Source organism: Aphanothece microscopica RSMan92 (genome assembly GCF_046613545.2).
GTDB lineage: Bacteria > Cyanobacteriota > Cyanobacteriia > PCC-6307 > Cyanobiaceae > NIES-981.
Genome location: NZ_JBKKKY020000028.1, coordinates 1 through 22,044 on the forward strand (window position 1 = coordinate 1; position 22,044 = coordinate 22,044).

General features: G+C 67.6%; 18 protein-coding genes, 1 tRNA gene and 1 pseudogene. 7 read left to right on the forward strand and 13 right to left on the reverse strand.

Features of this window, described 5'->3' with window-relative positions; all coding sequences use genetic code 11:
- Nucleotides 1-1,755 (reverse strand): annotated as a pseudogene (locus tag ACLD7X_RS09360) (hypothetical protein); the annotation flags it as partial.
- Nucleotides 1,756-2,141: 386 nt separating this feature from the next.
- Between ACLD7X_RS09360 and ACLD7X_RS09365 the strand changes: the two are divergent.
- Genes ACLD7X_RS09365 through ACLD7X_RS09380 form a run of 4 tightly spaced genes read left to right on the forward strand, consistent with a single transcriptional unit; the run spans nt 2,142 to nt 8,171 of the window.
- Nucleotides 2,142-5,471 (forward strand): tetratricopeptide repeat protein, encoded by a 3,330-nt coding sequence (locus tag ACLD7X_RS09365; RefSeq protein WP_411423342.1) that lies wholly within the window; start codon nt 2,142-2,144, stop codon nt 5,469-5,471.
- The gene (locus ACLD7X_RS09370) at nt 5,461-6,336 is read left to right on the forward strand and encodes a sulfotransferase family 2 domain-containing protein (RefSeq protein WP_412006646.1); all 876 of its coding nucleotides are present in this window, start codon (nt 5,461-5,463) and stop codon (nt 6,334-6,336) included. The genes ACLD7X_RS09365 and ACLD7X_RS09370 overlap by 11 nt, the downstream gene beginning before the upstream one ends.
- Nucleotides 6,333-7,175, forward strand: coding sequence for a methyltransferase domain-containing protein (locus ACLD7X_RS09375; protein ID WP_411423344.1), 843 nt, complete (start codon nt 6,333-6,335; stop codon nt 7,173-7,175). Before ACLD7X_RS09370 ends, ACLD7X_RS09375 begins: the two co-directional genes overlap by 4 nt.
- A 57-nt stretch (nt 7,176-7,232) precedes the next feature.
- Entirely contained in the window at nt 7,233-8,171 is a 939-nt protein-coding gene (locus tag ACLD7X_RS09380) for a hypothetical protein (protein ID WP_411423345.1), read from the forward strand.
- A gap of 20 nt (nt 8,172-8,191) precedes the next feature.
- Here ACLD7X_RS09380 and ACLD7X_RS09385 read toward each other — a convergent pair whose 3' ends face one another.
- Nucleotides 8,192-9,898 carry a glycosyltransferase family 2 protein gene (locus ACLD7X_RS09385; protein WP_411423346.1) on the reverse strand — a complete coding sequence of 569 codons (1,707 nt, stop codon included), beginning with the start codon at nt 9,896-9,898 and terminating at the stop codon, nt 8,192-8,194.
- 114 nt (nt 9,899-10,012) lie between these two features.
- On the opposite strand from ACLD7X_RS09385, the gene ACLD7X_RS09390 reads away from it, so the two are divergent.
- Nucleotides 10,013-10,561: a methyltransferase domain-containing protein gene (locus ACLD7X_RS09390; RefSeq protein ID WP_411423347.1), complete on the forward strand. Its 549-nt coding sequence runs from the start codon at nt 10,013-10,015 to the stop codon at nt 10,559-10,561.
- Nucleotides 10,562-10,643: 82 nt separating this feature from the next.
- Nucleotides 10,644-11,675 (forward strand): zinc-binding alcohol dehydrogenase family protein, encoded by a 1,032-nt coding sequence (locus tag ACLD7X_RS09395; RefSeq protein ID WP_411423348.1) that lies wholly within the window; start codon nt 10,644-10,646, stop codon nt 11,673-11,675.
- A gap of 4 nt (nt 11,676-11,679) precedes the next feature.
- On the opposite strand, the gene ACLD7X_RS09400 is transcribed toward ACLD7X_RS09395, so the two are convergent.
- The 8 genes from ACLD7X_RS09400 to ACLD7X_RS09435 form a co-directional block, all read right to left on the reverse strand.
- Nucleotides 11,680-12,972, reverse strand: coding sequence for a Rieske 2Fe-2S domain-containing protein (locus ACLD7X_RS09400; protein ID WP_412006647.1), 1,293 nt, complete (start codon nt 12,970-12,972; stop codon nt 11,680-11,682).
- 102 nt (nt 12,973-13,074) lie between these two features.
- Nucleotides 13,075-13,671, reverse strand: a complete 597-nt coding sequence (locus ACLD7X_RS09405) for a peroxiredoxin (RefSeq protein WP_411423350.1) — start codon at nt 13,669-13,671, stop codon at nt 13,075-13,077.
- Nucleotides 13,672-13,735: 64 nt separating this feature from the next.
- Nucleotides 13,736-13,972: a 50S ribosomal protein L28 gene (gene rpmB, locus ACLD7X_RS09410; protein WP_411423351.1), complete on the reverse strand. Its 237-nt coding sequence runs from the start codon at nt 13,970-13,972 to the stop codon at nt 13,736-13,738.
- A gap of 75 nt (nt 13,973-14,047) precedes the next feature.
- Entirely contained in the window at nt 14,048-15,967 is a 1,920-nt protein-coding gene (htpG, locus tag ACLD7X_RS09415) for a molecular chaperone HtpG (protein ID WP_411423352.1), read from the reverse strand.
- Between the two features lie 85 nt (nt 15,968-16,052).
- Entirely contained in the window at nt 16,053-16,277 is a 225-nt protein-coding gene (locus ACLD7X_RS09420) for an indolepyruvate ferredoxin oxidoreductase subunit alpha (protein WP_411423369.1), read from the reverse strand.
- Nucleotides 16,278-16,303: 26 nt separating this feature from the next.
- Nucleotides 16,304-17,482, reverse strand: a complete 1,179-nt coding sequence (locus tag ACLD7X_RS09425; RefSeq protein WP_411423353.1) for an ATP phosphoribosyltransferase regulatory subunit — start codon at nt 17,480-17,482, stop codon at nt 16,304-16,306.
- A gap of 31 nt (nt 17,483-17,513) precedes the next feature.
- Entirely contained in the window at nt 17,514-18,485 is a 972-nt protein-coding gene (locus tag ACLD7X_RS09430; protein WP_411423354.1) for an inositol monophosphatase family protein, read from the reverse strand.
- Nucleotides 18,478-18,846: a 2Fe-2S iron-sulfur cluster-binding protein gene (locus ACLD7X_RS09435; RefSeq protein ID WP_411423355.1), complete on the reverse strand. Its 369-nt coding sequence runs from the start codon at nt 18,844-18,846 to the stop codon at nt 18,478-18,480. The genes ACLD7X_RS09430 and ACLD7X_RS09435 overlap by 8 nt, the downstream gene beginning before the upstream one ends.
- A gap of 38 nt (nt 18,847-18,884) precedes the next feature.
- Between ACLD7X_RS09435 and ACLD7X_RS09440 the strand changes: the two genes are divergently transcribed.
- A tRNA-Ser gene (locus tag ACLD7X_RS09440) sits at nt 18,885-18,971 on the forward strand.
- Between the two features lie 106 nt (nt 18,972-19,077).
- On the opposite strand, the gene pstB is transcribed toward ACLD7X_RS09440, so the two are convergent.
- The 3 genes from pstB to pstC all read right to left on the reverse strand — a co-directional run bounded on the left by pstB (nt 19,078) and on the right by pstC (nt 21,909).
- Nucleotides 19,078-19,887 (reverse strand): phosphate ABC transporter ATP-binding protein PstB, encoded by an 810-nt coding sequence (gene pstB, locus ACLD7X_RS09445; RefSeq protein WP_411423370.1) that lies wholly within the window; start codon nt 19,885-19,887, stop codon nt 19,078-19,080.
- A 69-nt stretch (nt 19,888-19,956) separates the two neighbouring features.
- Nucleotides 19,957-20,907 (reverse strand): phosphate ABC transporter permease PstA, encoded by a 951-nt coding sequence (pstA, locus tag ACLD7X_RS09450; protein ID WP_411423356.1) that lies wholly within the window; start codon nt 20,905-20,907, stop codon nt 19,957-19,959.
- 12 nt (nt 20,908-20,919) lie between these two features.
- Nucleotides 20,920-21,909 (reverse strand): phosphate ABC transporter permease subunit PstC, encoded by a 990-nt coding sequence (gene pstC / locus ACLD7X_RS09455; RefSeq protein WP_411423357.1) that lies wholly within the window; start codon nt 21,907-21,909, stop codon nt 20,920-20,922.
- Nucleotides 21,910-22,044 lie beyond the last annotated feature (135 nt).

A 22,044-nucleotide genomic window follows, 5' to 3' on the forward strand; every position in this document is an offset into this window, starting at 1 on the left:
GATCTGGCTGGCCCGGGTGGTGGTGGCACCGGTGCCGATGGCGGTGGAGCCGGTGAAGTTGGCCAGGGCGCCGGCACCCAACGCGGTGGTTTGGAAGCCCGTGGCATTGGCCTTGCGCCCGAGGGCCGTGGCGCTTTCACCGTCGGCGATGGAGGCTTCTCCGAGGGCTGTGGCGGCGATACCTGAAGCCCGGGCGTCCAACCCGACGGCGGTTGCGGCGAGGCCGGTGGCATTGGCGCCAGGACCCAGTGCCGTCGCCTGTTGCCCTGAGGCCAGGGCCTCAAATCCGACGGCGGTCGCCCGGGTTCCGGTGGCATTGGCGCTAGGACCTATTGCCGTCGCCTGTCCCCCTGAGGCCAGGGCCTCGGCCCCGACGGCGGTCGCGGAGGTTCCGGTGGCATTGGCGCTGCGACCGAGGGCCGTGGCGCTTTCACCGTCGGCGATGGAGGCTGTTCCGACGGCGGTCGCGGCGGTTCCGCTGGCGTTGGCGTTGCGCCCCAAGGCCGTGGTGCTCTCTCCTGTGGCATTGGCCAGGAAACCGGTGGCGGTAGCGCCTGTTCCAGCCGCCCTGGCCTGGTCACCAAGGGCTGTCGCCGCTGAGCCGGAGGCGTTGCTGCGGTAGCCGATGGCGATGGCTCCCGAGAGGGGTGAGCTACCCGCGTTGGCAACGGCCTCCCGGCCGATGGCAATGGTGTTCTCGCCAATGGCGTTGGCGAAGGCCCCCACTGCTACAGCGTCGGTTCCGGTGGCGCTGGCGTTGCGCCCGAGGGCCGTGGCGCTGCTGCCATCCGCCCGGGAGTTGGCCCCCAGGGCCGTGGCTCCGGTCTGGTTGGCGAGGGAATCGGAGCCGATGGCGGTGGCGAAGTTGCCGGTGGCGTTGGCGAAAGCGCCCAGGGCAGTGGCTTTCAAGCCGGTGGCCCGGGCACTGTCACCCAGTGCGGTGGCGCTGGGGCCGGTGGCGTTGGCGAAGGAGCCCAGTGCGGTGGCGTTTACGCCGCTGGCCCTGGCAAGATCGCCAACCGCAGTGGCGCTGGTGCCGATGGCGCTGGCCAGGGTGCCCAGTGCGGTGGCGAAGTCGCCTGTGGCGCTGGCCCCGGTGCCCAGTGCGGAGGCTTGCAGGCCGGTGGCTTGGGCCAGGGTGCCCAGTGCGAGGGCGCCTTGGCCGATGGCGTTGGCTTCGGAGCCCAGTGCGGTGGCGAAGCGCCCGCTGGCGTTGGCCCTTTCACCTACCGCGGTGGAGCGGTCGCCGTTTGCGTTGGCTTCGAAACCCAATGCAGTGGCTCTGACGCCGTTGGCGGTGGCCGCGGATCCCACTGCTGTGGAATCGTTGCCTTGGGCGATGGCGTTGGTGCCCAGTGCGGTGGCGCGGTTGCCGTTGGCCAGGGCGCTGGCGCCCAGTGCGGTGGCGTCAGTGCCGGTGGCGTTGGCGTTGGCGCCCAGTGCGGTGGCGCCAAGGCCGGTTGCCTTGGCGTTGTGACCCTGTGCGGTGGAGTAGTTGCCGGTGGCGTTGGCGAAGGAACCCACTGCGGTGGAGAAGAAGCCGTCGGCGGTGGCGGAGAAGCCCAGTGCGGTGGCGAACTGGGCGTTGGCCGAGGCCGATTGGCCGATGGCCAGGGCGCCTGCGCCGATGGCAATGGGAACGTTGCCGGTGGTGAAATTGGCCGCGCCGATGGCAGTCGCATTGGGACTGTTCGGGTCGGTTTGGATGCTGCGCAGCTGGGCAGCCGCAGGGCCTGCAGGCAGGGTCGAAACCATGACCCCCACCATCGGAGCCAACTGGGCAGCGACGGCCCAGGCTCCGAACGCCGTCTGGGCGGCCCGGCTCCAGCGGCGTGATCGCCCCATCTGATGCCCACCCTTTCGGCTCCTGCGCAGGCCTCCGGTCTTGAGGGCCAGAAGGAGCAGCTGGAAAGGCATGGGCTGAAGGAGGCTCCGCAGCCGGGATCGGCCGAATCAAGGTTCAGGAAACTACCCGTCCCTGCTGCCCTGAAGCATCCAATGTTCGGTTTTTCTTTGCCACGCAGGGCCGGTTCTCGATCTGCCCCCCCCCCCCCCGTAAAAAACGCTCCGTGCGTGCTGCGTCGCCGTACTGCGTAGGCTCCTGGCCGCTCTGAGCGCCACGACCGTCTGCCTCACTGCTGATGCTTCCCTCTGCCGCTCTGAGTCAGGCGACGCTGGTCGTGCAGGGTGCCCGCTGGCTGCTGCGCCCCGTGCCCAAGGCCGCTTCCACGCTGCTCAAGCGGCTGGCGGTGCTTGCCGATGGCCGCACCCCCCCCGAGCTGGCGACCTTCGGCGAAACGCGCCCGGCCCTGGCGGTGCACCACCCGAGCCTGCACGGTCTCCCCAGCCTGGCCGTTCTCGATCCCGCTCTCACCCAGCAGGCCCTCCACGGCGAAGACTGGCTTCGCCTGGCGGTCACCCGCCACCCTGCCGAGCGGCTGCTCTCCTTCTGGCACGACAAGCTGCACCTGGCCGAGCCCGCCTACGCGCCGCTGAACGCCTCGATCCAGCAGGCCGCCGGTGAACCTGCCGAGCAGCCCTGCCGCTTTCCCGCCTTCCTCGCCTTCCTCGACGCCCACTGGGAGGAGTTGAGCGGTGACGGCCATCTCGCCCCGCAGGTCGCCCTGCTTGAGCCCGGGGCCATCGCCTGGCAGCCGCGCCTCGACCGTGACGAGCTCGCCGCCCGCCTGCCCGATCTCCTGCTGAACCGTCTGCCCCCCGAGCTCCTTGCCGCCGTGCGCGGGGAACTGGCACGCCATGAGAGTCGCTACCGCCAGCGTCTCGGCCATCGCTGGCCGGAAGCGTTCTCCGCCGATGGCCTGGCCATCGTGGAGCGGCGCTACGGACACGACCTGGCTGCCTTCGGCTACACGCTGCCCCGCCGCCCCGCCGCTCGGGTGAAACCCCTGGCTGCCGCTGACCGCGATGCCCTGGTGGATCCGCTGCAGCAGCTGCGCGACCGCAACCGCCAGATCGCAGCGCTGCAGGACGAGCTGGCCTCCTCCCAGCAGCAGCTGGCCGAGGCCAGAGCCGCCCTGGAGCGGCCCCCTTTGCCTGCCATCGCCCCTGAGCCCGCCCGCTGGCCGCCCCACAACGCCCCGGAGGCGGGCCTGAGCCACCTCTACGAGGCCCTCGGCCAGCAGCGTTTCGAGGAGGTGCTCGCTCAGGCCGACGCCCTCGTCGGCCACCACCCCCACGCCGGCGAGCTGCACTACCTGGCCGGTGTGGCGGTTCACATGCTGGGCCGCCAGGACGAGGCCATCGGCCGCTTCGAGGCGGCCCAGGCCGCCGGTTTCCTCACGCCCTACCTGCTCTTCAACGCCGGCAACGCCTGTCGCAGCCGCGGCGACACCGTCGAGGGCCTGCGTCTCTACCAGGAGGCGCTGGCTCTCTTCCCGGGTTTTCCCGAGTGCCGTCACAACCTCGCCCTCGGCCAGCTGGAGGCCGGCCGGCCCGAGGACGCCGAAGCGACCCTGCGGCGGCTGCTTCGCGATCAGCCCGCCTGGCACCAGGCCGCCTTCCAGCTCGCCAATCTGCTGCGCGGCCAGCAGCGCGAGGCCGAGGCGGTGGAGGCCTTCCGCCTCTGTCTCCAGTTCGCCCCCGCCTACGCCGACGCCTGGAACAACCTCGGCCTGTCGCTGGCTGCCCTCGACCAGCGCGAGGAGGCGATCGCCGCCTACCGCCACGCCCTCAGCATCGACGCCGGCTTCCAGCCCTCCCGCCAGAACCTCGCCCAGGCGCTGGTGCAGGCCAAGCGGCATGAGGAGGCGCACGAGGAGTTCCGCCGTTTCCTCGCCCTCGATCTTGAGGTGAACCAGCGGGTGGTGGGCATGCAGGGGCTGCTGGGCTGTCTCTGCGAACTCGACCGCATCGAGGAGGCCCTGGCGGTGGCCGACGAGGAGGCCGACGAGCGTGTGCGGCTGATCACCCGCCTGCATGTGCTGCCGATTCTTTACCGCTCCGACGCGCAGGTGGCCGAGACGCGGACGCGCTGGGCGGCCGATCTCCAGGCCCTCTTCGACGCTCTCGAGGGCCTCAGCGCCGACGATCCCGCCTGGCCCGTCCTCTACGCCCACACCTGGGCGATCACCAACTTCTATCTGGCCTACCAGATGGAGGACGACCGCCCGCTGCAGGAGCTCTACGCCGGCGTGCTCGACCGCATCCTGCGGCCCCGCCTCGGCCGCTTCATGGAGCCGCTGCCCCAGCGCGACCCGGCCGATCCCTCCCCCCTGCGGGTGGGGGTGATCTCCCCCCATCTGATCAACCACAACGGCGCGATCTGGGCGCTCGGCTGGCTGGAGGGAATCGCCGGCAACCCCGGCTACCAGATCTTCGCCTACAACCTGGCCGACAGCGAGGACTCCGGCACCCGCCGCTTCGCCGACCTCGGCACCTACCGCCACCTGCCGCTCCGCAGCGACCCCCTCGAGCCGATGCTGCAGCAGATCCTCGACGACCGCCTCGATCTGCTGATCTTCACCGACATCGGCATGCACCCGGCCAGCAAGGTCACCTCGGTGCTGCAGCTGGCGCCGGTGCAGGCCCAGGGCTGGGGCCATCCGATCACCAGCGGCTCGCGCACCCTGCACTACTTCTTCGGGGCGGCCGGGATGGAACCTCCCGGCAACGAGGAGCACTACAGCGAGGAGCTGATCCGCCTGCCCGGCACCGGCCTCAACTACGAGGTGCCGGCCGCCCTCCACGACGGCCAGCTGCTGTTCGAGAAGTTCGAACTGCCCCGCGAGCGGCCGCTGCTGGTGTCACTGCAGAGCACGTTCAAGTATCTGCCCCGCAACGACTGGCCTTACGCCGAGATCGCCGCCCGCCACCCTGAGGCGCTGATTCTGCTGGTGGGTCCGATGGGCTATCCGGCCATGGCGCGGCGCCTGGCCGAGCGGCTGCGGCCCCACTTCGAGCACCGCGGCCTGGCGATGGACGACCACCTGCGCATCCTGCCCCGCCTCGACTACGGCGATTTCATGGGCCTCTTCGACATCGCCCATCACACCCTCGACACCATCGACTGGAACGGCGGCAACAGTTCGCTGCAGTCCTTCAGCCGCGACTGCCCGGTGCTCACCTGCCCCACCGCCTTCATGCGCGGCCGCCACACCGTGGCGATGCTGCAGGAGATGGAGATCCCCGAGCTGATCGCGGCGGACCGCGACGCCTACGTGGCCACCAGCGTGCGGCTGCTGCAGGATCCGGCCTTCCACGCGCACGTGAAGGGCCTGGTGCGTGAGCGCAAGGGCCGGCTGTTCAAGGACCCCCGCGTGGCTCAGGCCTTCCAGGTGACGGTGGAGGAGGTGTGCCGCAGACCTCCAGCCCGCGGCCAGGCCCCGGCGCCCGGGTACCCGGCCGCTTTGGGGGCGGTGGCCCGGGGCGATGTTGTGGCCGATGGCGTGGCCCCTGCGCCGGAGACTCCCGCCCGCGAGCCGGCCCTGCCCCATGCTGCCGATGTCGCCTGAGCTGGCTCCCACGCCCGATCACGACTGGATCACGGTGCAGGTGGCGATGCAGGCCGGCGAGTCCATGGCGCCGCTCTTGCCGCTGGGCGATTCCGCCGCCTACCTCTGGATTCCCAAGAACGGCTGCACCACCCTCAAGCGCGCCTGGCTGGTGGCGTTGGGCCCCTGGAGCGTGGATGCGGCCGCCGAACCCATCCACCTCGACGTGCACGGTGCCGTGCTCCCTTACACCCACTGGCGCAGCCCGGACCAGCTGGCGGCGACGGCGCGGCAGCGGCAGGTGGTGGCGGTGTGGCGCGACCCGGTCGAGCGGTTCGTGTCGGCCTGCCGCAGCCACCTGGTTGAACTCACCACGTCCCGCATCCTGGCCAAGCTGCGCAACGCCAGCAGTTCTGGCCAGGACTTCGAGCGGTGCGTGGCCGTGCATGATGCCCTCTTCCGCCGTCACGGCGTGCGCAGCTACGACGACGACTCCGATCCGGCGGCGATGATGAACCGGGTGGCGCTGGAGCTGCCCCGCTGGATTCCGTGTCACATCGACTGGAGCCACCACACCCTGCCGCAGACGGCCTTCCTCGGCGGCGATCCGGCTCTGATCCACGATCTGGTGCCGATGGAGGCGATCAACGATCTCGTACGCCACTGGAGCCAGGCCGCTGGACGGCCGATCCCGCCGGCGCCGCTGCACGTGTCGGCCGGCCAGGCCGCCGTCGATCCGTTCCGCCGTCTGGCGGTGAGCGATCTCACCCCGGAGGCTCTGACAGCGCTGGAGACGTTCTACGCCGCCGACCGGCTGTTCCTGCAGCGCTGGAGTGCCCTGCATGCTGGCCTCCCATCCGGTTGGACACCACAGCAAGCACGATGAGGATCCCCCGGGGCGATGATCTCGCCGCCTACGACGAGGCCTTCTTCGCCGATCACCTGGCCAACGCGGGCTTCTTCACCCACTTCGCCAGCGTGCTGCGCGGCCTGCTGATCGCTCCCGACCGTTGCCGCGTGGTGGATGTGGGCTGCGGCCATGGTCTGCTGGTGGAGGCCCTGCGCTCCGCTGGCCTGTCCGAGAGCTGGGGTCTCGAAGGCAGCGCCGCCGCCGAGCGGATCTGGCCGCCGCAGTGGCGTGATGCCTACCGCCTGGTGGATCTGCGCGACACCACCGCCGCCAGTTCCGCCATGCCACCCACGGAACTGGTGTGCTGCCTGGAGGTGGCTGAACACCTGCCTCTCGCCTCGGCGGCAGGCCTGCTGGGGGTGCTCACCACCCACCGCCCGGGTCTTGTGCTGTTCGGTGCCGCCAGCTGGCTGCAGGATCTTGACCGCAACCCCACCCACGTGAACGAGCAGGGGCCCGGATTCTGGATCGCGGCCTTCCGTGAGCTGGGCTATGTGGTGGATGTCCCCACCACCGTGGCGTTTCGCAATGCCCTCCTCCTCGGCTGCGACCAGACCCATGCCAACTGGTGGACGCCCAAGAACCTGCTGCTGTTTCAACCCGCTGCCGCCCCGTCGGTTGCGCTGCCCTACCAACCCGCCGAGCTCGATCCAGGCCAGCCGCCCCTGCTGGAGATCATCCGACCCTTCAACACGGCTGATATGGATCCGCTGGATGCCCAGGCCGCCGAGCTGATGCATCGGCGTGACCAGTGTGACTACATGCTCCTGGTGAACCGCCACATAGCCCGGCGGCGGCATGAGCTGTCGCTGTGATCTCGCCGCTGTCCCGGAGGGAGCTGGGCGAGAATCCTGCTCAGCCGTAAGGCTTTCGTGCCGCCCATCCCTATAGCGACCGGCCCTGGCGGCCAATGGCCCGGGTTGCTGGCCGGACATTCCGAGGCGGAGCGGCAGCAGTGGGCCCGCTGGGTGCTCGGCAGCCACAGCGACCAGTTCATCCCCGAGATGGTGGCGGCGGTGGGCGACCTCGACCGTGCCGATCCGGTGCACTTCGGCCAGCCGGTGGCCAATCCTGGGCCCTGGCCTGACGATGTGGTGGTGGTGGCCTGCCGCCGGGGCCGCCATTGCCTGGTGGTGGATCACCCCCTGCCCTGCCGTGTGGTGCTGTTCGACTGGACCGGCGAGGGGCTGGAGCCCGGCACCAACCCGCAGGGGTGGGAGGTGTTGAGCGTGGCCACCGAGTGCAAGGGGCATCTCATGGAGGAAGCCTGGCGGCGGCTGGATCGGCCGCCAGCGGATGCCTATCTCGGCTTCGTCGACGACGACGTTCTGATCGCCACCAGCGACGTGCAGCGTCTGTTGGCGGTGGCCCGCATCCATCGGCTCAGCGCTGCTCAACCGGCCGTGAGCTTCTCGAGCAGCCTCAGCCCCGAATACGGCTGGTTGCGGCAGCGGCCCGGTCTCCATCTGCATCGGGTGCCGATCGTGGAGATCATGGCGCCCTTCATTCGCGGCGATCTGCTCGAGCTGGCGATGCCCTTCGTTGCCGGGATTCGCAGCGGCTACGGCCTGGATCGCTTCGCGCTGCCCCTGGTCGCCGCCCACCTTGGCGCCTGGCGCTTCGCGGCCGTCGACCTGGCGCCGATGAGCCATGTACGCCGCTGCGGTTCGCTCGAAACCCGCTTCTCCAACGGACTGCTCAGCAAAGAGGAGGAATTGCTCGTGCGGACGCGGCTGATGCGGGCGATGGGGTTCGGGGTCGATGAGCAGTTTTGGCGGGAGCTGGAGGTGGCGGTGGGCTCAGGCTTGTGATTTGTCCTATCGATGAGAGCTCAAAGCTTCAGAATCGGCCGGGAGAAGACATGCGAAATGATTCCGGGACTGTCTGCGCCCCAGGGGGCACCCTCGCGGGATGAAGCGATGAGGTGATCGAGCGGTAGCTCTGGCGGAGCCATGCTGTCCTGCGCGGTCGCTGGCTTGAAGAGCAGCAGGTTGCGCCGTAACCATTGGAAGGTGGACATGGAGCGCAAAAGGAGGCTATCAATCACGGCGCAGTTCCATCCAGCCTGGTGAAACTGCCTGATCCAATACTCCTGGGGCTTCCCATTGATGTGTCCATCACCAGGCTGGTCGGGCTGCGCGGCGGAGAACACGACGAATCTTTCGGCATGTCGAAGAATCGTACCGATGAGTGTGGATTCCGAGCCTGGAGGTAAATGTTCAGCTACTTCCAGGCAGAGAACGCCTTCGTAGGTTCGATGCAGGGATAATGGCTGGCGGAGGTCCGACCGTTGATACATCGAGGACGGGATCAGGGCGTGTACGTGCTGGATGCCATCCACGCCGTATGTCTCTTCCACACCGAGCCAGCGCAATGCCGAGAGGCAACTGCCTGATCCGCAACCAACGTCCAGCACTGACCGGGGCCGGTAGCGCTTCACGATCCATTCCAGGAAGGGCAGATCCAAGAAAAGTTTCTGACTATGCCAGTCTGGAGAGAATGCCCCGGGAATCTTCTTGTCCGGATTTGAGTCCGTGTGCGGTGAACCGGCGTGATCATGAAGTTCCGGAGTGAATTCGTGCGGAGGTTGCAATGAGCGTTCCCAAGCGGCGCAGACCGCCCTCAGCAGCTTTAACGCAGGGGCATCCGGCTCTCCTGGTCCGCTGATAGTATGGTTTGCAGTTGCAAGCGCGCTTTCGGGTGGCTCAACCCTGAGGGGATTGTCGCAGCTGAAAACCTCGCTGTTCTCCGCTGGGGGGTCTTGGGCGTAGCGAAGTGCGAGAATTCGTGTCTCATCTTCCGATAACAACCCGTTGGCAAGGACCTGCCTATAGACATGGCCCCATTGTGCTCCCGAAGACCTTGGATCCCCCTGAAATTGTGCCAGATTCGCCATCCAAGCACTGATACCCTTCTTGCCGATTTGAAGACTGGAGCGGACAGGCAAGTGTGCAAGGGCTAGGGGGTCTATCGGCCTTGCGCTCACAGGATCAAGATCACACAACAGGTTGTGGGAACCCTGATCGAGATAGAGTCTGAATACCTCCGTGGTACGGATTGACCGCACCACAACTTTGTAGTACTGAGGGTGCTCGGCAGCCCTGTGACAGCTAAATCGTTTCTGAAGCACGGTTGTTCTCTGATCCATCGGCAAATAGGTTCTCCACGGCAAAAGTCCACAACCGCCAAGTGGTATCTGCTGGAGTTGGGCTAGAAACTCAGATCGACTTTCTGCTTGTATAAATTCATCGGCATCGAGTGGGATGAGGAAATCAGCGTCAGAGGCAAGAGCGAGCCTGTGCATTAGTTCTGTCATCTTCTGAGACTGGGCATGGGGGAAGACTGGATCCTGCACGACTGCCAGTGGCAGGCCTTCCTCGATGAGTCGGGTTAGAATCTCGGCCGTGCAATCTGATGAGCCGTTGTCTGCGAGAAAGAGTGCTGTGCAGTAATGTAAATTATGGCGTACGAAGGCCTCAATGATGTCTTCTTCGTTCTTGACTAGGCCAAAGCCAATCACTAGCGAATTAGGGATCACGGCGGCCTGCTGAACTTGTCTTTGATTCTATCAATGCCGCTACCGAATGCTGTAATGGCTGGCATGTTTGTTGGAATCCTGAGATAATGGATACAATGTCTGCGCGTTTCCTTCATGTCTCTTGCTGTTGACCTGGGCAGCGGACCGAACCCCGCCAACCCCCTCGGTGCGGAGCGGGTCATCGGCATCGACAGCCAGGCCGGCGGGGAACAGGTGATGAACTGCTGGGTCGGATTTGATCCCCTTCCCCTCGGTGACGCCTGTGCTGACGCCGTGACAGCCTTCGACTTCCTCGAGCACCTTCCTCGCGCCATCTGGAAGGAAGGACTGTTGGTCAATCCCTTTATCGAAGCCATGAACGAGGCCTGGCGGATTCTCAAACCCGGTGGCATCTTCCTGGCCCGCACGCCGGCCTACCCCCATCCGGAGGCGTTCCAGGACCCCACCCATGTGAACGTCATCACCGACACCACCGTGAGTTACTTCGCCCGACGGGTGTCTGCCGATGGCACCCCGATCGATCCCTGGGGACCTGAACTCGGCCGTCGCTATGGCTTCACGGGGTGTTTCGATCTGCTGTACCAGGCCTGGGACACGAGCCATCTGATCTGGAAGCTCCGTGCTATCAAGCCATTTCCGCCCGGATACCCAGCCGATTCCTGAGCCTGCGCTCCTATCCGCACGTCTTTTCAGTTGCCGAGCCGTACCAGGGGCTGGCCATGCTGGGTTGACTCGCCACCGGCCCATGCGTGCCATCGGCTATCAAGCCGCGGCTTCCCTGGAGGATCCGCTCTACCTGCAGGATCTTGAGCTTCCGGACCCCTGCCCCAGCGACCTCGACCTGCTGGTGGCGATCGAAGCGGTGGGGGTGAACCCCGTAGATGGCAAGGTGCGGGCCCGCGAGCATCCCGAACGCGGCGGCTGGCGCATTCTTGGCTGGGATGCCGTGGGGCGAATCGAGGCCGTGGGGCCGGGGGTGGAGGGCTTCCGGCCCGGTGAGCGGGTCTGGTACGCCGGCGCGCTGCAGCGTCAGGGCTGCAATGCGGAGCTCCACTGCGTCGACCACCGCCTGGTGGCCAGGGCGCCGGAGCGGTTGGGCCCCGCCGAGGCCGCCGCCCTGCCCCTCACCAGCATCACCGCCTGGGAGCTGCTGTTCGACCGGTTGCGGATCCCCCAGGATCCCCAGACCTCCCGGGGAGAGTGCCTCCTGGTCGTCGGCGCGGCCGGTGGGGTGGGGTCGATGCTGCTGCAGCTGGCTCGCGCCCTCACCGGGCTCACGCTTGTGGGCACAGCCTCCCGGCCCGAGAGCCGCGCCTGGGCCCTGCGCATGGGAGCCCACCATGTGGTGGACCACCACCAGCCCCTGCGTCCCCAGCTCGAGGCCCTGGGGATTCCGGCGGTGCAGTGGGTGGCCAGCCTCACCCACACCGACCGCCACTTCGAGGCGCTGGTGGATCTGCTGGCCCCCCAGGGGGCACTGGCCCTGATCGATGATCCGGACCCGGCCGCGATCAATGTGCTGGCGCTCAAGTCCAAGAGCCTGGCCCTGCACTGGGAGCTGATGTTCACCCGCTCCCTCTACGGCACGCCGGATCTGGCCGCCCAGGGACGCCTGCTCCAGCGGGCGGCCGACCTGGTGGATCGGGGCGTGCTGGTCAGCACCCTGCAGGAGCATCGCGGTGCGATCACCGCCGCCCATCTCCATCAGGCGCACCGGCGGATCGCCTCGCACGGGATGGTCGGCAAGCTGGTGCTGGAGGGGTTTGACCCGCCCTGACCCCTCAGCGGGAGCTTGGCGGCACCACCACCTCTCCGTGACGCACCTGGCAGGGGTTGGCGGCAAGGGCATGGTCACAATGCCCCACGCTGGAGCCGTTCTCGGGGTTGAACACCAGCCGATGCCAGGGGCACACCAGCCCTTCGGCGTTCAGTTCCGCGGCCGCCAGATCGGCGCCGCGATGGGGGCAGTGCCGGCCCACCACCGTGTAGGTCCCTTGGAGATCCCGGCAGACCAACCGCTGGCGATCCAGCACGCGAACCGTGCCGGGTGCCATGGCCTCCGCCGCGAAGGTCGCGGACCCATCCTCGTGGATGTGGACCTCCAGCGGCTCCAGGTGGTCGTGCACCACCTGCGGACCCCGGTTCACCTCAGGGCCGCGCCGGGGGCCGCGCCAGTGGCGCACCACTCCGCGGATCGGATCGGCGGGATGCTGCAGCGTCCAGAACTCCAGGGGGCTGTCGGCGTAGCGCGAATCCACGAACGACTCGGTCCCCGATCCGGAGAAGTACGGCTTGCTGAAGGTGAGCCGGAAGCTGATCGCCACCCGGGTTTCATCCGAGGCGTTGAGGATCGAGGTGTGGAGCAGATCACCCGGGAACAGCCAGGCATCGCCGGGCCGAAGATCGGTGTCCACCCCCGTGCCGAACCACTGGTCGCCCGCCACATCGTGGGCGTGGTCGCGCTGCACCAACGCGCGCCCGTGGGTGTCGGGGAAGGCCGTCATGCCATTGCGGGGGGTCACCCTCCCCAGGGCGATCCACAGGTTCACCGAGTTCACCGGACAGTGATGCCAGCTGTCGAGGTGGGGGTCGTGGGCGTCGACCTTGCCATGGCCCCGGCGCCGGGCGTAGTCCTGGAAAACCTGCCGGTCCTCCTCCAGGGTTGCCGACGGTGGGTGGAAGCGAACCTTGGGCCGGCGATCGAACCAGAAGCGCTGCTCCATGCCGAGACGGCTGCGGAGCACATGCTTCAGCAACCGACCGCTCAGCGGCTTGATCTGGCGGATCGACGCATCCGCCGCCCGCACGATCTGCTCGCCGCTGTAGTGGCGGTGCATCTCCTCGAGCCGGATCGTTCGGCTCAGGGCGGGGTCGCCACCGGCGAGCCGCAGGCCGTCCCGGACGATGCCCTGGAGGCGGCCCAGCCAATCGTCGTCCGTGATGCAGCGTGGAATGGACAGGATCTGGCCGCTCCGCACCAGATCCCTGGCGGCGCAGGCCATCCCGGTGGGGGAGGGTTCGAGGCCGGCAGGGTGGTGCGTCGTGCCCTGCAGCATCACTGGCATCAGCGGCATGGAAAGGCGATGAACATCACGTGGCTGGGCGGAAGGCTGGGATCCCCAGGGATGGCTGAGCTGGCCCCATCCAAGCGCGGCAACGCGGCCAGCCTGCCAGGATCAGCGCAGCGCCGCCAGGCTGGCCAGCACTTCGGCGCTGTGGCCGGCCGGGCGCACCGCCACCCAGCGTGCTCGCAGGGTTCCCTCCGGATCGATCAGGAATGTGTGCCGCTGGGAGAAGGGGGGAAGCCAGCTGCCATAGGCCTGGCTGACGCGCCCACCGGGATCGGAGAGCAGGGGATAGCTCAGCCCTTCGCTGCCGCAGAACTCGGCGTGGGAGCCTGGATCGTCGGCGCTGATGCCCACCACGGTGGCATCGAGAGCCCGGTAGCGGCGCAGATCACGCTGAAAGCCGCGGGCCTCCAGCGTGCAGCCTTCGGTGAAATCCCGCGGGTAGAAGTACAGCACCAGCCAGTGCCCGGCGAAGTCCTGCAGCCCCAGCTCAGCCTCCTCCAGCTCACCCCCGCGGCCTGGACGGATTCCCTGAAGCCGGAAATCCGGGGCCGCATGATCCAGATCCGGCAGGGTTCCCCCCAGGGCCGCAGCCTGCCGGGGAACCGCCAGAAGCCCACACGCCAGGGAGGCTCCGCCGCAGAAGGCAAGACGGAGCACATCCCGGCGCTGGACATGGTGCCGGCGATGGTCGGAGGGGTGCATCGATCGGACCTCAGCCCGGGCTGGCGCCTGGGCTCCAGGGCTCTGCTGACGGCAGGCCGCTGGCTCAGAGTTTGGCCAGGTTCACACCCAGTTCCTTGGCATAGGCCCCCAGACCCTTCTTCTGGATGGTCTTGAGGGCCCTGGTGGAAACGCGCAGCTTGACGAAGCGGTTGCCCTCGGCCCACCACAGACGCCGCTCCTGGAGGTTCACCTGCTGGAGTTTCTTGGTGCGCACGTGGGAGTGCGAGACGGCCATGCCGTTGTTGGCGCGCTTGCCGGTGAGCTGGCAGACCCGGGACATGACCTACAACCGTTCAGAACAACATCTGGGCATCAGCCCAAGCGGAGACTTTACCAAATGGAAAGGGAGCCTCGTTCAGAGGCCCCGCTCCATCAGCTGCCCCATCAGATCGCAGCTGCGCTGCTGGAAGCCGGCCAGCTGGTTCGGCTCCAGCCCCCCCACCGCCAGCCGCGCCATCTCGTAGATGTGACGGCCGAGGGCGTTGGCCAGCTCCTGGCTGGGCGAGCTGCCGCTGCCGGTGATCACGGAGCCGGCGCTCAGCTTCAGCAGCCCCTCCACCAGCTTGTGGCGCCGGTTGATCAGCAGCACGTGGTGATCCGGCAGGCCGGGCAGCCGCTGCTCCATCAGGGCGCCCATGTCGTTGATGCGGCGCATCTGCTCCGGCAGCAGGATCAGGGCGGCGGGGGCGTTCTCCCCCTTGAGCGCCTGGACCTGAAGCGTCACCTTGTCATCGGCCAGGGCGGCCTTGAACAGCTCGCGGAGCTTCTCGGAGGCATCCTTGCCATCGGCATCGGCCAGTTCACTCTCCTTCTCCTGGAGCGAGTCGTCGAGTTCGGCATCCACCCGCTGGAACTTGAGTTCCTCGTGCCGCATCTCCAGCCATGGAATGAACTGGGTGTCGATGAAGCTGTCCGCCAGCAGCACCTCGGCGTCCTGGCTTCGCCAGAGGGCCAGGGCTCCGGCCTGGCCGGCCTCATCGGTGCAGTAGAGCACCCGTTTGTCGTTCTCGGCGCTCAGCCGGGAGCGGTAAGCGGAGAGGGTGGTGTAGGCCCTGCCGTCTCCGGCGGGGATGGGATCGAGGATCTGCCCCTCGGCCGGATCGCCCTCGATTGCAGCTGCCGTGGTGCCGAACAGCACCAGGTCGGCCACCTGGTCGGCGAATTTCTCGTCCTCCATCGCGCCGATCTTGATGAACGGGGCCAGGGACTCCCAGATCTCGGCGTAGCGCTTCGGATCGTCGCGATGCAGCTCCTTGAGCCGATCGCCCACCTTCTTGGCCACGAAGCCGCCGATCGAGCGGACGCGCCGATCGGTCTGGAGGGCCGAGCGGCTCACGTTCAGCGGGATGTCGGGGGAATCGATCACCCCCCGCAGGGGCAGCAGGTAGCGGGGAACAACCTCCTTGATCGAGTCGCTCACGAACACCTGGTTGCAGTACAGCTTGATCTCGCCCTTCTCCCAGTCGGCCCGGCCGCTGGATTTCGGGAAGTACAGAATCCCCTGCAGGTTGTAGGGATAGTCGGTGTTGAGGTGAACCCACAGCAGGGGGTCGCCCTGGAAGGGGTAGAGGTAGCGGTAGAGCTCGATGTAGTCGTTGTCGCTCAGCTCGCGGGGGCTCTTGCGCCAGGGGGCCTCGCGCTTGTTGACCGTCTCCCCTTCCAGCTGCACCTCCACCGGCAGGAAGTCGCAGTAGGTGGAGATCAGCGTGCGGATCCGGGCGGGCTCGATGTACTCGAGCTCCTCCTCCATCAGATGGAGGATCACATCGGTGCCCGGTTCGCTGCGCTCGGCACTCTCGAGCGTGAAGCTGGGGGAGCCGTCACAGGTCCAGCGCACGGCCTCGGCCCCCTCGCGGGCACTGAGGCTCACCAGCTCCACCTGGCGGGCCACCATGAAACTGGAGTAGAAGCCGAGGCCGAAGTGGCCGATGATCGCGTCCCCTTCGCTCTTGTACTTCTCGAGGAAATCCTCGGCACTGGAGAAGGCCACCTGGTTGATGTAGCGCTTCACCTCGTCGGCGGTCATGCCGATGCCGTTGTCGGAGATCGTGAGCGTCTTCTGCTCCCGGTCGATGCGGATCTGGACCCGTCCCTGCTCGCCTTCGCTGCAGTCGCCCGCCATGGCGGCCATGCGGCGCTTGCTGATGGCGTCCACGCCGTTGCTCACCAGCTCCCGCAGGAACACCTCGTGGCCGCTGTAGACGGCCTTCTTGATGATCGGGAAGATGTTCTCGGTATGGATCTGGATCTGACCCTTCTCTTCCAGCACCGGCATGGCAGCTCACCTGACTGACGCTGACCCTACGGATCCCCGCCGCTCCGCCTCAATGGGCCGGAGGGAGGGGTCACCGAACCGACCCTCAGCCGCGCTGCTGCAGCTCCGGCTTCTCCTCCGGCAGGATCGCCCCCTCGACGGGGCACACCTGCAGGCAGATGCCGCAGTCAATGCAGGTGTCGAAATCGATCCAGTAAAAGCCGGTGCCCTTGCGGTTGGCTCCCTTGCCGGGGTGGATGCAGGCCACCGGGCAGGCATCCACGCAATCGGCCACCCCTTCGCAGACGTTGGTGACGATCGTGTGGGCCATGGCGGGCTCGGTGGGTCGCGGGGATCCTAGGGAGCGATCCAGTGCACCCCGGCGCATCCCCGCTCCGCCGCCCGGGTTTCGGCACTGGCGCGGCTGTCCACGGCGTGGCCGAGAAGTTCCGCGCAGCTGCCGGCCCTGTGCAGGGCCTCGAGGGCGTCAAGGGCACGGGGCAGATCCTCAGGCCTGCCGTAGGCCACCAGGGTCGGCCCGGCCATCGTCGGGGCCGTGAGTCCAGCGGCCAGCAGTTCGCGCACGGCTTCCACATCGAAGGCGAACCCCACCCCGGCGGCGATCTGGCTGTCGGCACAGAAGCGGCCCACCAGCGCGTCGTAGCGACCGCCGCCGGCGATGGCGACCGGTGCTTCCTGTCCCTGGCAGACCAGCTTCAGCACCAGGCCGTCGTACAGGTCGAAATGGGGTTGGAAGGTGGGATCCAGCTGCACCGTCACCCCCAGCCGCTCCGCCGCCGGGGTGATCACCGCCAGGGTCGCGCCGAGTTCGGCCAGCAGCGGGATCGGCCCCAGCCACTGCTCGAGCTGGTAGAGCACCCCGTCGGGCCTGCCCCGCAGGCGCATCAGGGCCGTGAGCCGCTGGCATTCGGTGCGGCTCAGGGGCAGCGCCGCCAGGGCGATCGGATCGAAGCCGGTGAGGGCGGCACGGGCCCCACCCTGCTGCTCGGGCGGCAGTTGCTGCAGCAACGCCTTCAGCACGCCGTGGTGGCCCACCAGCAGGCGCGGGCTGTGCTCCCGGCGCAGGCCGAGGCTGCCCGCCGCCGCCAGCAGCAGCCTGGTGAGCTCGGCATCGGCGGCGGCGGAACGCTCGCCCAGCAGCTCAACGCCGCTCTGGAGCTGTTCGTGGATCCGCTGGTGGCCGCTGTCGGCCACGCTGCTGCGGAAGGTGCAGCCCTCCGCCCAGAGCCGCAGCGGGCGGGGCCGCTCCGCCATCCGGGTGCTGGCCGCCCGGGCGATCGACGCGGTGAGCTCCGGTCGCAGGCCCAGGGGCTCGTCCGCAGCGAGCCGCACCAGCTCACGGCCGTCGATGCCCCCGCCGGCCTGCAGGGTGTCGAGCCGCTCGAAACCCGGTGGCGCCACCTCCTGGTAGCCCCAGAGCCGGTACACCGCCGCCAGTTCCTGGCAGATCGAGCGGTTGCGTTCCACCTCCCGGGGATTGAGATCCCTGGCGCCGGCGGCGGGTTGCAGGGCCATGGGAAGGGGAGCGGATCGCAGTCGGCTGATCCTATGGAGTGGGCTCTGAGGTGGGCTCACGCCCGGCCGTGCCGGCGTCGAGTTCGGGAGCTCCGAAGCTGGCTCCCGGCAGCGGCCGGCAGGCCGCCAGACCCTCCACCAGAGAGGCATGCAGGCCGGGTGCGGCGGCGATCAGACGCCCGCTGGCGAGATCGAGGGGGCCACCGTCGTAGGCACTCACCCGGCCGCCGGCCTGCTCCACCAGCACCACCCCCGCCGCCAGATCCCAGGGGGACAGGCCGCGCTCCCAGTAGCCGTCCAGGCGGCCGGCGGCCACGAAGGCCAGGTCCACGGCGGCGGCACCCCCGCGCCGCACCCCATGGGTGCGGTGGGTGAAGTAAGCGAATTCGGCGTAGTTGTTGTCGAGCCGGGTGAAGCGGTCGTAGGCGAACCCCGTCACCAGCAGGGCTTCGGCCAGTCGCTGGCAGTCGCTCACCTGGAGGCGGCGCTCGTTGCACCAGCTGCCCAGGCCGGGCGCGGCCCAGTAGAGCTCCTGCAGGGCCGGTACCGCCAGGGCACCCAGCAGGGGCTGGCCGCGCCAGCACAGGCCCACGGACGTTCCGAAGAAGGGGTAACCGTGGGCGTAGTTGGTGGTGCCATCGAGCGGATCGACGCACCACTCCAGATCGCGGGGCGGATCGCCGGGCAGATCGCCGGGCAGATCGCCGGGCCGCTGGCGTCGGCCGCTCTCTTCGGCCAGGATCCCGATCTCCGGGGTCTCGGCCTCCAGCAGCGCCAGCACGGCCGCCTCGGCGGCCAGGTCGGCCTCGGTGACCAGATCGCCGCAGCGACCCTTCTCCCGCACCTGGTTGAGGCGCCCCCGGTGGGCGGTGAGTTCGGCGCCGCCGGTCGCGGCGGCCTGCCGGGCGACCGCGGCCAGATGCTCCAGCTCCGAGGCGGAGAGTCCCGAGGCCTCGCGGGCCCGATCCGATCCCGCTGCCGTGCCGGTGGTGGTCTCACTCATCGTCGAGGGGGAGGCCAGGAAGCACCCTGCCCCGGCCGAAGTGGCGGCCGAACTGCAGCTCGTAGACCTCATCCTCATCCTGGGTCTCGACCTCGAGCGGCCCGATGGCGCGGGCCACGCAGAGCAGGCCGTAGCCCTTGTCGCGCAGCTCCCGCGACAGGCCGAGCGCCTCCCGATGGTCGATCCGGCCGTTCAGCACCCGCACGGCGCAGGCCGTGCAGCAGCCGTTGCGGCAACTGAACGGCAGGGGGTCGCCCTGCTGTTCGAAGCTGCGCAGGATGTAATCCCCCTCGGGGACCTCGTGGCGAATGGTTCGACCGGCCTGGCGCCAGTGGACCGTGATGGGGTGGGTGGTGGTCATGCTGCTACATTGCCACTCGATTGCCCCATTTTGCCGCTGGAGAGGTGGCCGAGTGGTCGAAGGCGCAGCACTGGAAATGCTGTATAGGGGCAACTCTATCGAGGGTTCGAATCCCTCCCTCTCCGTTTCTCCAGAGCCGACCTTATGGTCGGCTTTTTTGTTGGCTCCCTGGGGCCTCCCAGCCGCCTCCACGGCTGATCGATGGCGCCCTCGGCTGGGTTGGTGTCCAGCTCAGCCGAACCTGCCGCTCACATAATCCTGGGTGGCCTGCTGGTTGGGGGCGTTGAAGATTCGCTCCGTTTCCTCGAACTCCACGAGGTAGCCCACCTTGCCGGAACCTCCCTCCACCGCTTCCGCGTTGAAGAACGCCGTCATGTCCGCCACCCGCACGGCCTGCTGCATGTTGTGGGTCACGATCACAATCGTGTAGCTGCGCTTGAGCTCGTGCATCGTTTCCTCGATCTTGAGGGTCGAGATCGGATCCAGGGCCGAGCAGGGTTCATCCATCAGGATCACCTCCGGCTCGGTGGCGATGGCCCGGGCGATGCAGAGGCGCTGCTGCTGACCGCCGGAGAGGGCCAGGCCGCTCTCCTTGAGTTTGTCCTTGCATTCATCCCACACGGCGGCCTTGCGCAACGCGCGCTCCACCAGATCATCCATGTTGCCTCGGTAACCGTTGATCCTGGCACCGAAGGCGATGTTTTCGTAGATCGTCTTGGGGAAGGGGTTGGGTTTCTGAAACACCATCCCGATCCGTCTGCGCACCTCCACCGGATCCACGCGCCTGTCGTAGATGTCGTGACCATCGAACACCACACGGCCCTTGAGGTGGCAACCGGGGATGAGGTCGTTCATTCGGTTGATAGCCCGCAATACGGTGGATTTCCCACAACCCGACGGACCGATGAACGCCGTTACCTTGCCGCGGGGAATGTCCATGTAGACATCCCTTACGGCTTCGAAGTTGCCGTAGGAGATGGTGACTCCATCGAGCGACAGGCAGATGTCGTCGTTGTTGGGTTCGGGTGCGCTCGTGCCCATGCTGATGGAGGGAGCCGTGTTCATGGAGTGGAGTTCGGGAAGTCGCGATGAAGGATCAGGAGGGATGGGTTAGGTGCGGGTGAGGCTGCTGAGCCAGCGGGCCAGGAGATTGGCCAGCAGAATCATGATCACCAGCACGAAGGAGGCTGCCCAGGCGAGTTCGTTCTGGGCCTCATAAGGCATGATGGCGAAGTTGAAGATCAACACCGACATGGTGGCAATCGGGTTGAAGATCCCGTCTGGCCAGAAGGGTGAGAACAGGGCCGTGAAGATCAGCGGCGCGGTTTCCCCTGCCGCCCTGGCAATCCCGAGCACGATCCCCGTGGCGATGGGGGTGAAGGCGGCCGGCACGGTGATGCGCATCACCGTGACGAATTTGGAGGCCCCCACCCCGTAGGCCCCCCAGCGCAGTTCCTGCGGAACGAGCTTCAGCCCCTCGTCGGTGGTCTTGATCACGGTGGGCAGCATGAGGGTGGCCAGGGCGATACCACCAGCCACGGCGCTGTAGCTCTGGTTGAAGAAAATCCGGGTGGCCACCACCACCCCATAGACGAACACGCCGCAGATGATCGAGGGCACGCCGGCCAGCACGTCGTTGCCGAAGCTCACGAAGCGCGCGAACCAACCCCGCTGCGAATATTCGGTGAGGTAGATCCCTCCACCGACACCGATGGGGACGGCGATCAGGGAGGCGATCAGCGTCACCATCAGCGTGCCCAGAATGGCGTTGCCGATACCTCCACCCTCCAGCCCTGGCGCGGGCGGCAGCTGGGTGAACAGGCCCAGGCTGATCAGCCTCCCGCCTCGGATCAGCACGTACACCAGCACCAGGAAGAGCGGCAGTACGGCGCAGGCGGCGAAGAGGCCGGCGATTCCGGTGCAGAGGCGGTTGAGGCGGTTGCGGCCGAGCGACCTGTCGAACTGCAGGGGGCGCCGCACAAAGAGGCTCTCCGGCGGATCAGGTTCGCCGCCGGAGGGTTTGAACTCCCTTCTGTGCCTGGCCAGGGTGGGGCTGATCACGATCGCGGTGGTTCAGTAGCGGAGGCTGAGCCGACGAACCAGCCACTGGGCCAGCACATTGACGAGGAAGGTGAGCAGCATCAGAACAAGGGCTGCATACATCAGGGCCGACACCTGGATGCCGCTCGCTTCACCGAACTGGTTGGCGAGCATGGCGGCGATCGTATTGCCGGGAGCCAGCAGCGAGAAGCTGAAGTTCAGGGCGTTACCGATGATCATGGTCACGGCCATGGTCTCACCCATGGCCCGGCCCAGGGCGAGCATGACCCCTCCGGTGATGGCGGAAATGGCGGCTGGCAGGATGACACTGCTGATGGCCCCCCAGCGGGTTGTGCCAACCCCGTAGGCCCCCTGGCGCAGCTCCGCGGGTACCTGGTTGAGCGCATCCCGCGATATCGCCGTGATGATCGGCAGGATCATCACCACCAGGATGAGGATGGCCGGGGCCATGCCGGGGCCCTTGGCTGAGGTGTCGAACAGCGGAGACCAGCCCAGCAGTTGGTGCAGCAGGTTCAGCACTGGCCGGATGGCCGGCTCCATCACGAAGATCGCCCAGAGGCCCAGCACCACGGACGGGATGGCGGCGAGCAGCTCCACCATCAGGCCGATCGCCTCGCGTACCACGCGGGGCACCAAGTCTTCGGTGATGAAGATCGCGGTGCCCACGCCCAGGGGAACGGCGATCAGCAGGGCCAGCAGGGACGTGACCAGGGTGCCGTAGATGGCGATCAGGGCGCCGTACTGCTCGTTGACCGGATCCCATGCCGAGGTGGTGAGGAAGCCGAGCCCGAAGCTGGCGATGGCTTCGCGGGAACCCTGGAGCACCACCAGGAAGATGCCCAGCAGCACGATGGCCACCACCGCGGCCAGGCTCAGGGTGAGCTGGCGGAAGCCGATGTCCAGCAGTTTCTCCGCCGGTGGCCTGCGGCGCAGGGTGAAGGCATCGTCGCGATCCCCCGAGAGCGCCTCAGCTGAGGCCGCTGGTAGGAGTTCGCCTGTCATGGAGATCGGGTTGCGTTGGGGCCAGCCCGGGCCAGGCCGTTCCGCGCCGAATCTACGAAGGAAGGCATCTGCTTGCCTTAAGCCGTGATTAACGGCTGTCAGCCCGGTAGTTTTGGGGCGCCAGACGGGTGACGG

Excerpts from the sequence above, each read along its gene's own strand:
- ACLD7X_RS09435 (WP_411423355.1), bottom strand. The coding sequence starts at position 18,846 with ATGACCACCACCCACCCCATCACGGTCCACTGGCGCCAGGCCGGTCGA.
- pstC (WP_411423357.1), bottom strand. The coding sequence starts at position 21,909 with ATGACAGGCGAACTCCTACCAGCGGCCTCAGCTGAGGCGCTCTCGGGG.
- ACLD7X_RS09405 (WP_411423350.1), bottom strand. The coding sequence starts at position 13,671 with ATGCACCCCTCCGACCATCGCCGGCACCATGTCCAGCGCCGGGATGTG.
- htpG (WP_411423352.1), bottom strand. The coding sequence starts at position 15,967 with ATGCCGGTGCTGGAAGAGAAGGGTCAGATCCAGATCCATACCGAGAAC.
- ACLD7X_RS09420 (WP_411423369.1), bottom strand. The coding sequence starts at position 16,277 with ATGGCCCACACGATCGTCACCAACGTCTGCGAAGGGGTGGCCGATTGC.
- ACLD7X_RS09430 (WP_411423354.1), bottom strand. The coding sequence starts at position 18,485 with ATGAGTGAGACCACCACCGGCACGGCAGCGGGATCGGATCGGGCCCGC.
- ACLD7X_RS09365 (WP_411423342.1), top strand. The coding sequence starts at position 2,142 with ATGCTTCCCTCTGCCGCTCTGAGTCAGGCGACGCTGGTCGTGCAGGGT.
- rpmB (WP_411423351.1), bottom strand. The coding sequence starts at position 13,972 with ATGTCCCGGGTCTGCCAGCTCACCGGCAAGCGCGCCAACAACGGCATG.
- ACLD7X_RS09390 (WP_411423347.1), top strand. The coding sequence starts at position 10,013 with ATGTCTCTTGCTGTTGACCTGGGCAGCGGACCGAACCCCGCCAACCCC.
- ACLD7X_RS09370 (WP_412006646.1), top strand. The coding sequence starts at position 5,461 with ATGTCGCCTGAGCTGGCTCCCACGCCCGATCACGACTGGATCACGGTG.
- ACLD7X_RS09375 (WP_411423344.1), top strand. The coding sequence starts at position 6,333 with ATGAGGATCCCCCGGGGCGATGATCTCGCCGCCTACGACGAGGCCTTC.
- pstB (WP_411423370.1), bottom strand. The coding sequence starts at position 19,887 with ATGGGCACGAGCGCACCCGAACCCAACAACGACGACATCTGCCTGTCG.
- ACLD7X_RS09425 (WP_411423353.1), bottom strand. The coding sequence starts at position 17,482 with ATGGCCCTGCAACCCGCCGCCGGCGCCAGGGATCTCAATCCCCGGGAG.
- ACLD7X_RS09400 (WP_412006647.1), bottom strand. The coding sequence starts at position 12,972 with ATGCCGCTGATGCCAGTGATGCTGCAGGGCACGACGCACCACCCTGCC.
- ACLD7X_RS09395 (WP_411423348.1), top strand. The coding sequence starts at position 10,644 with ATGCGTGCCATCGGCTATCAAGCCGCGGCTTCCCTGGAGGATCCGCTC.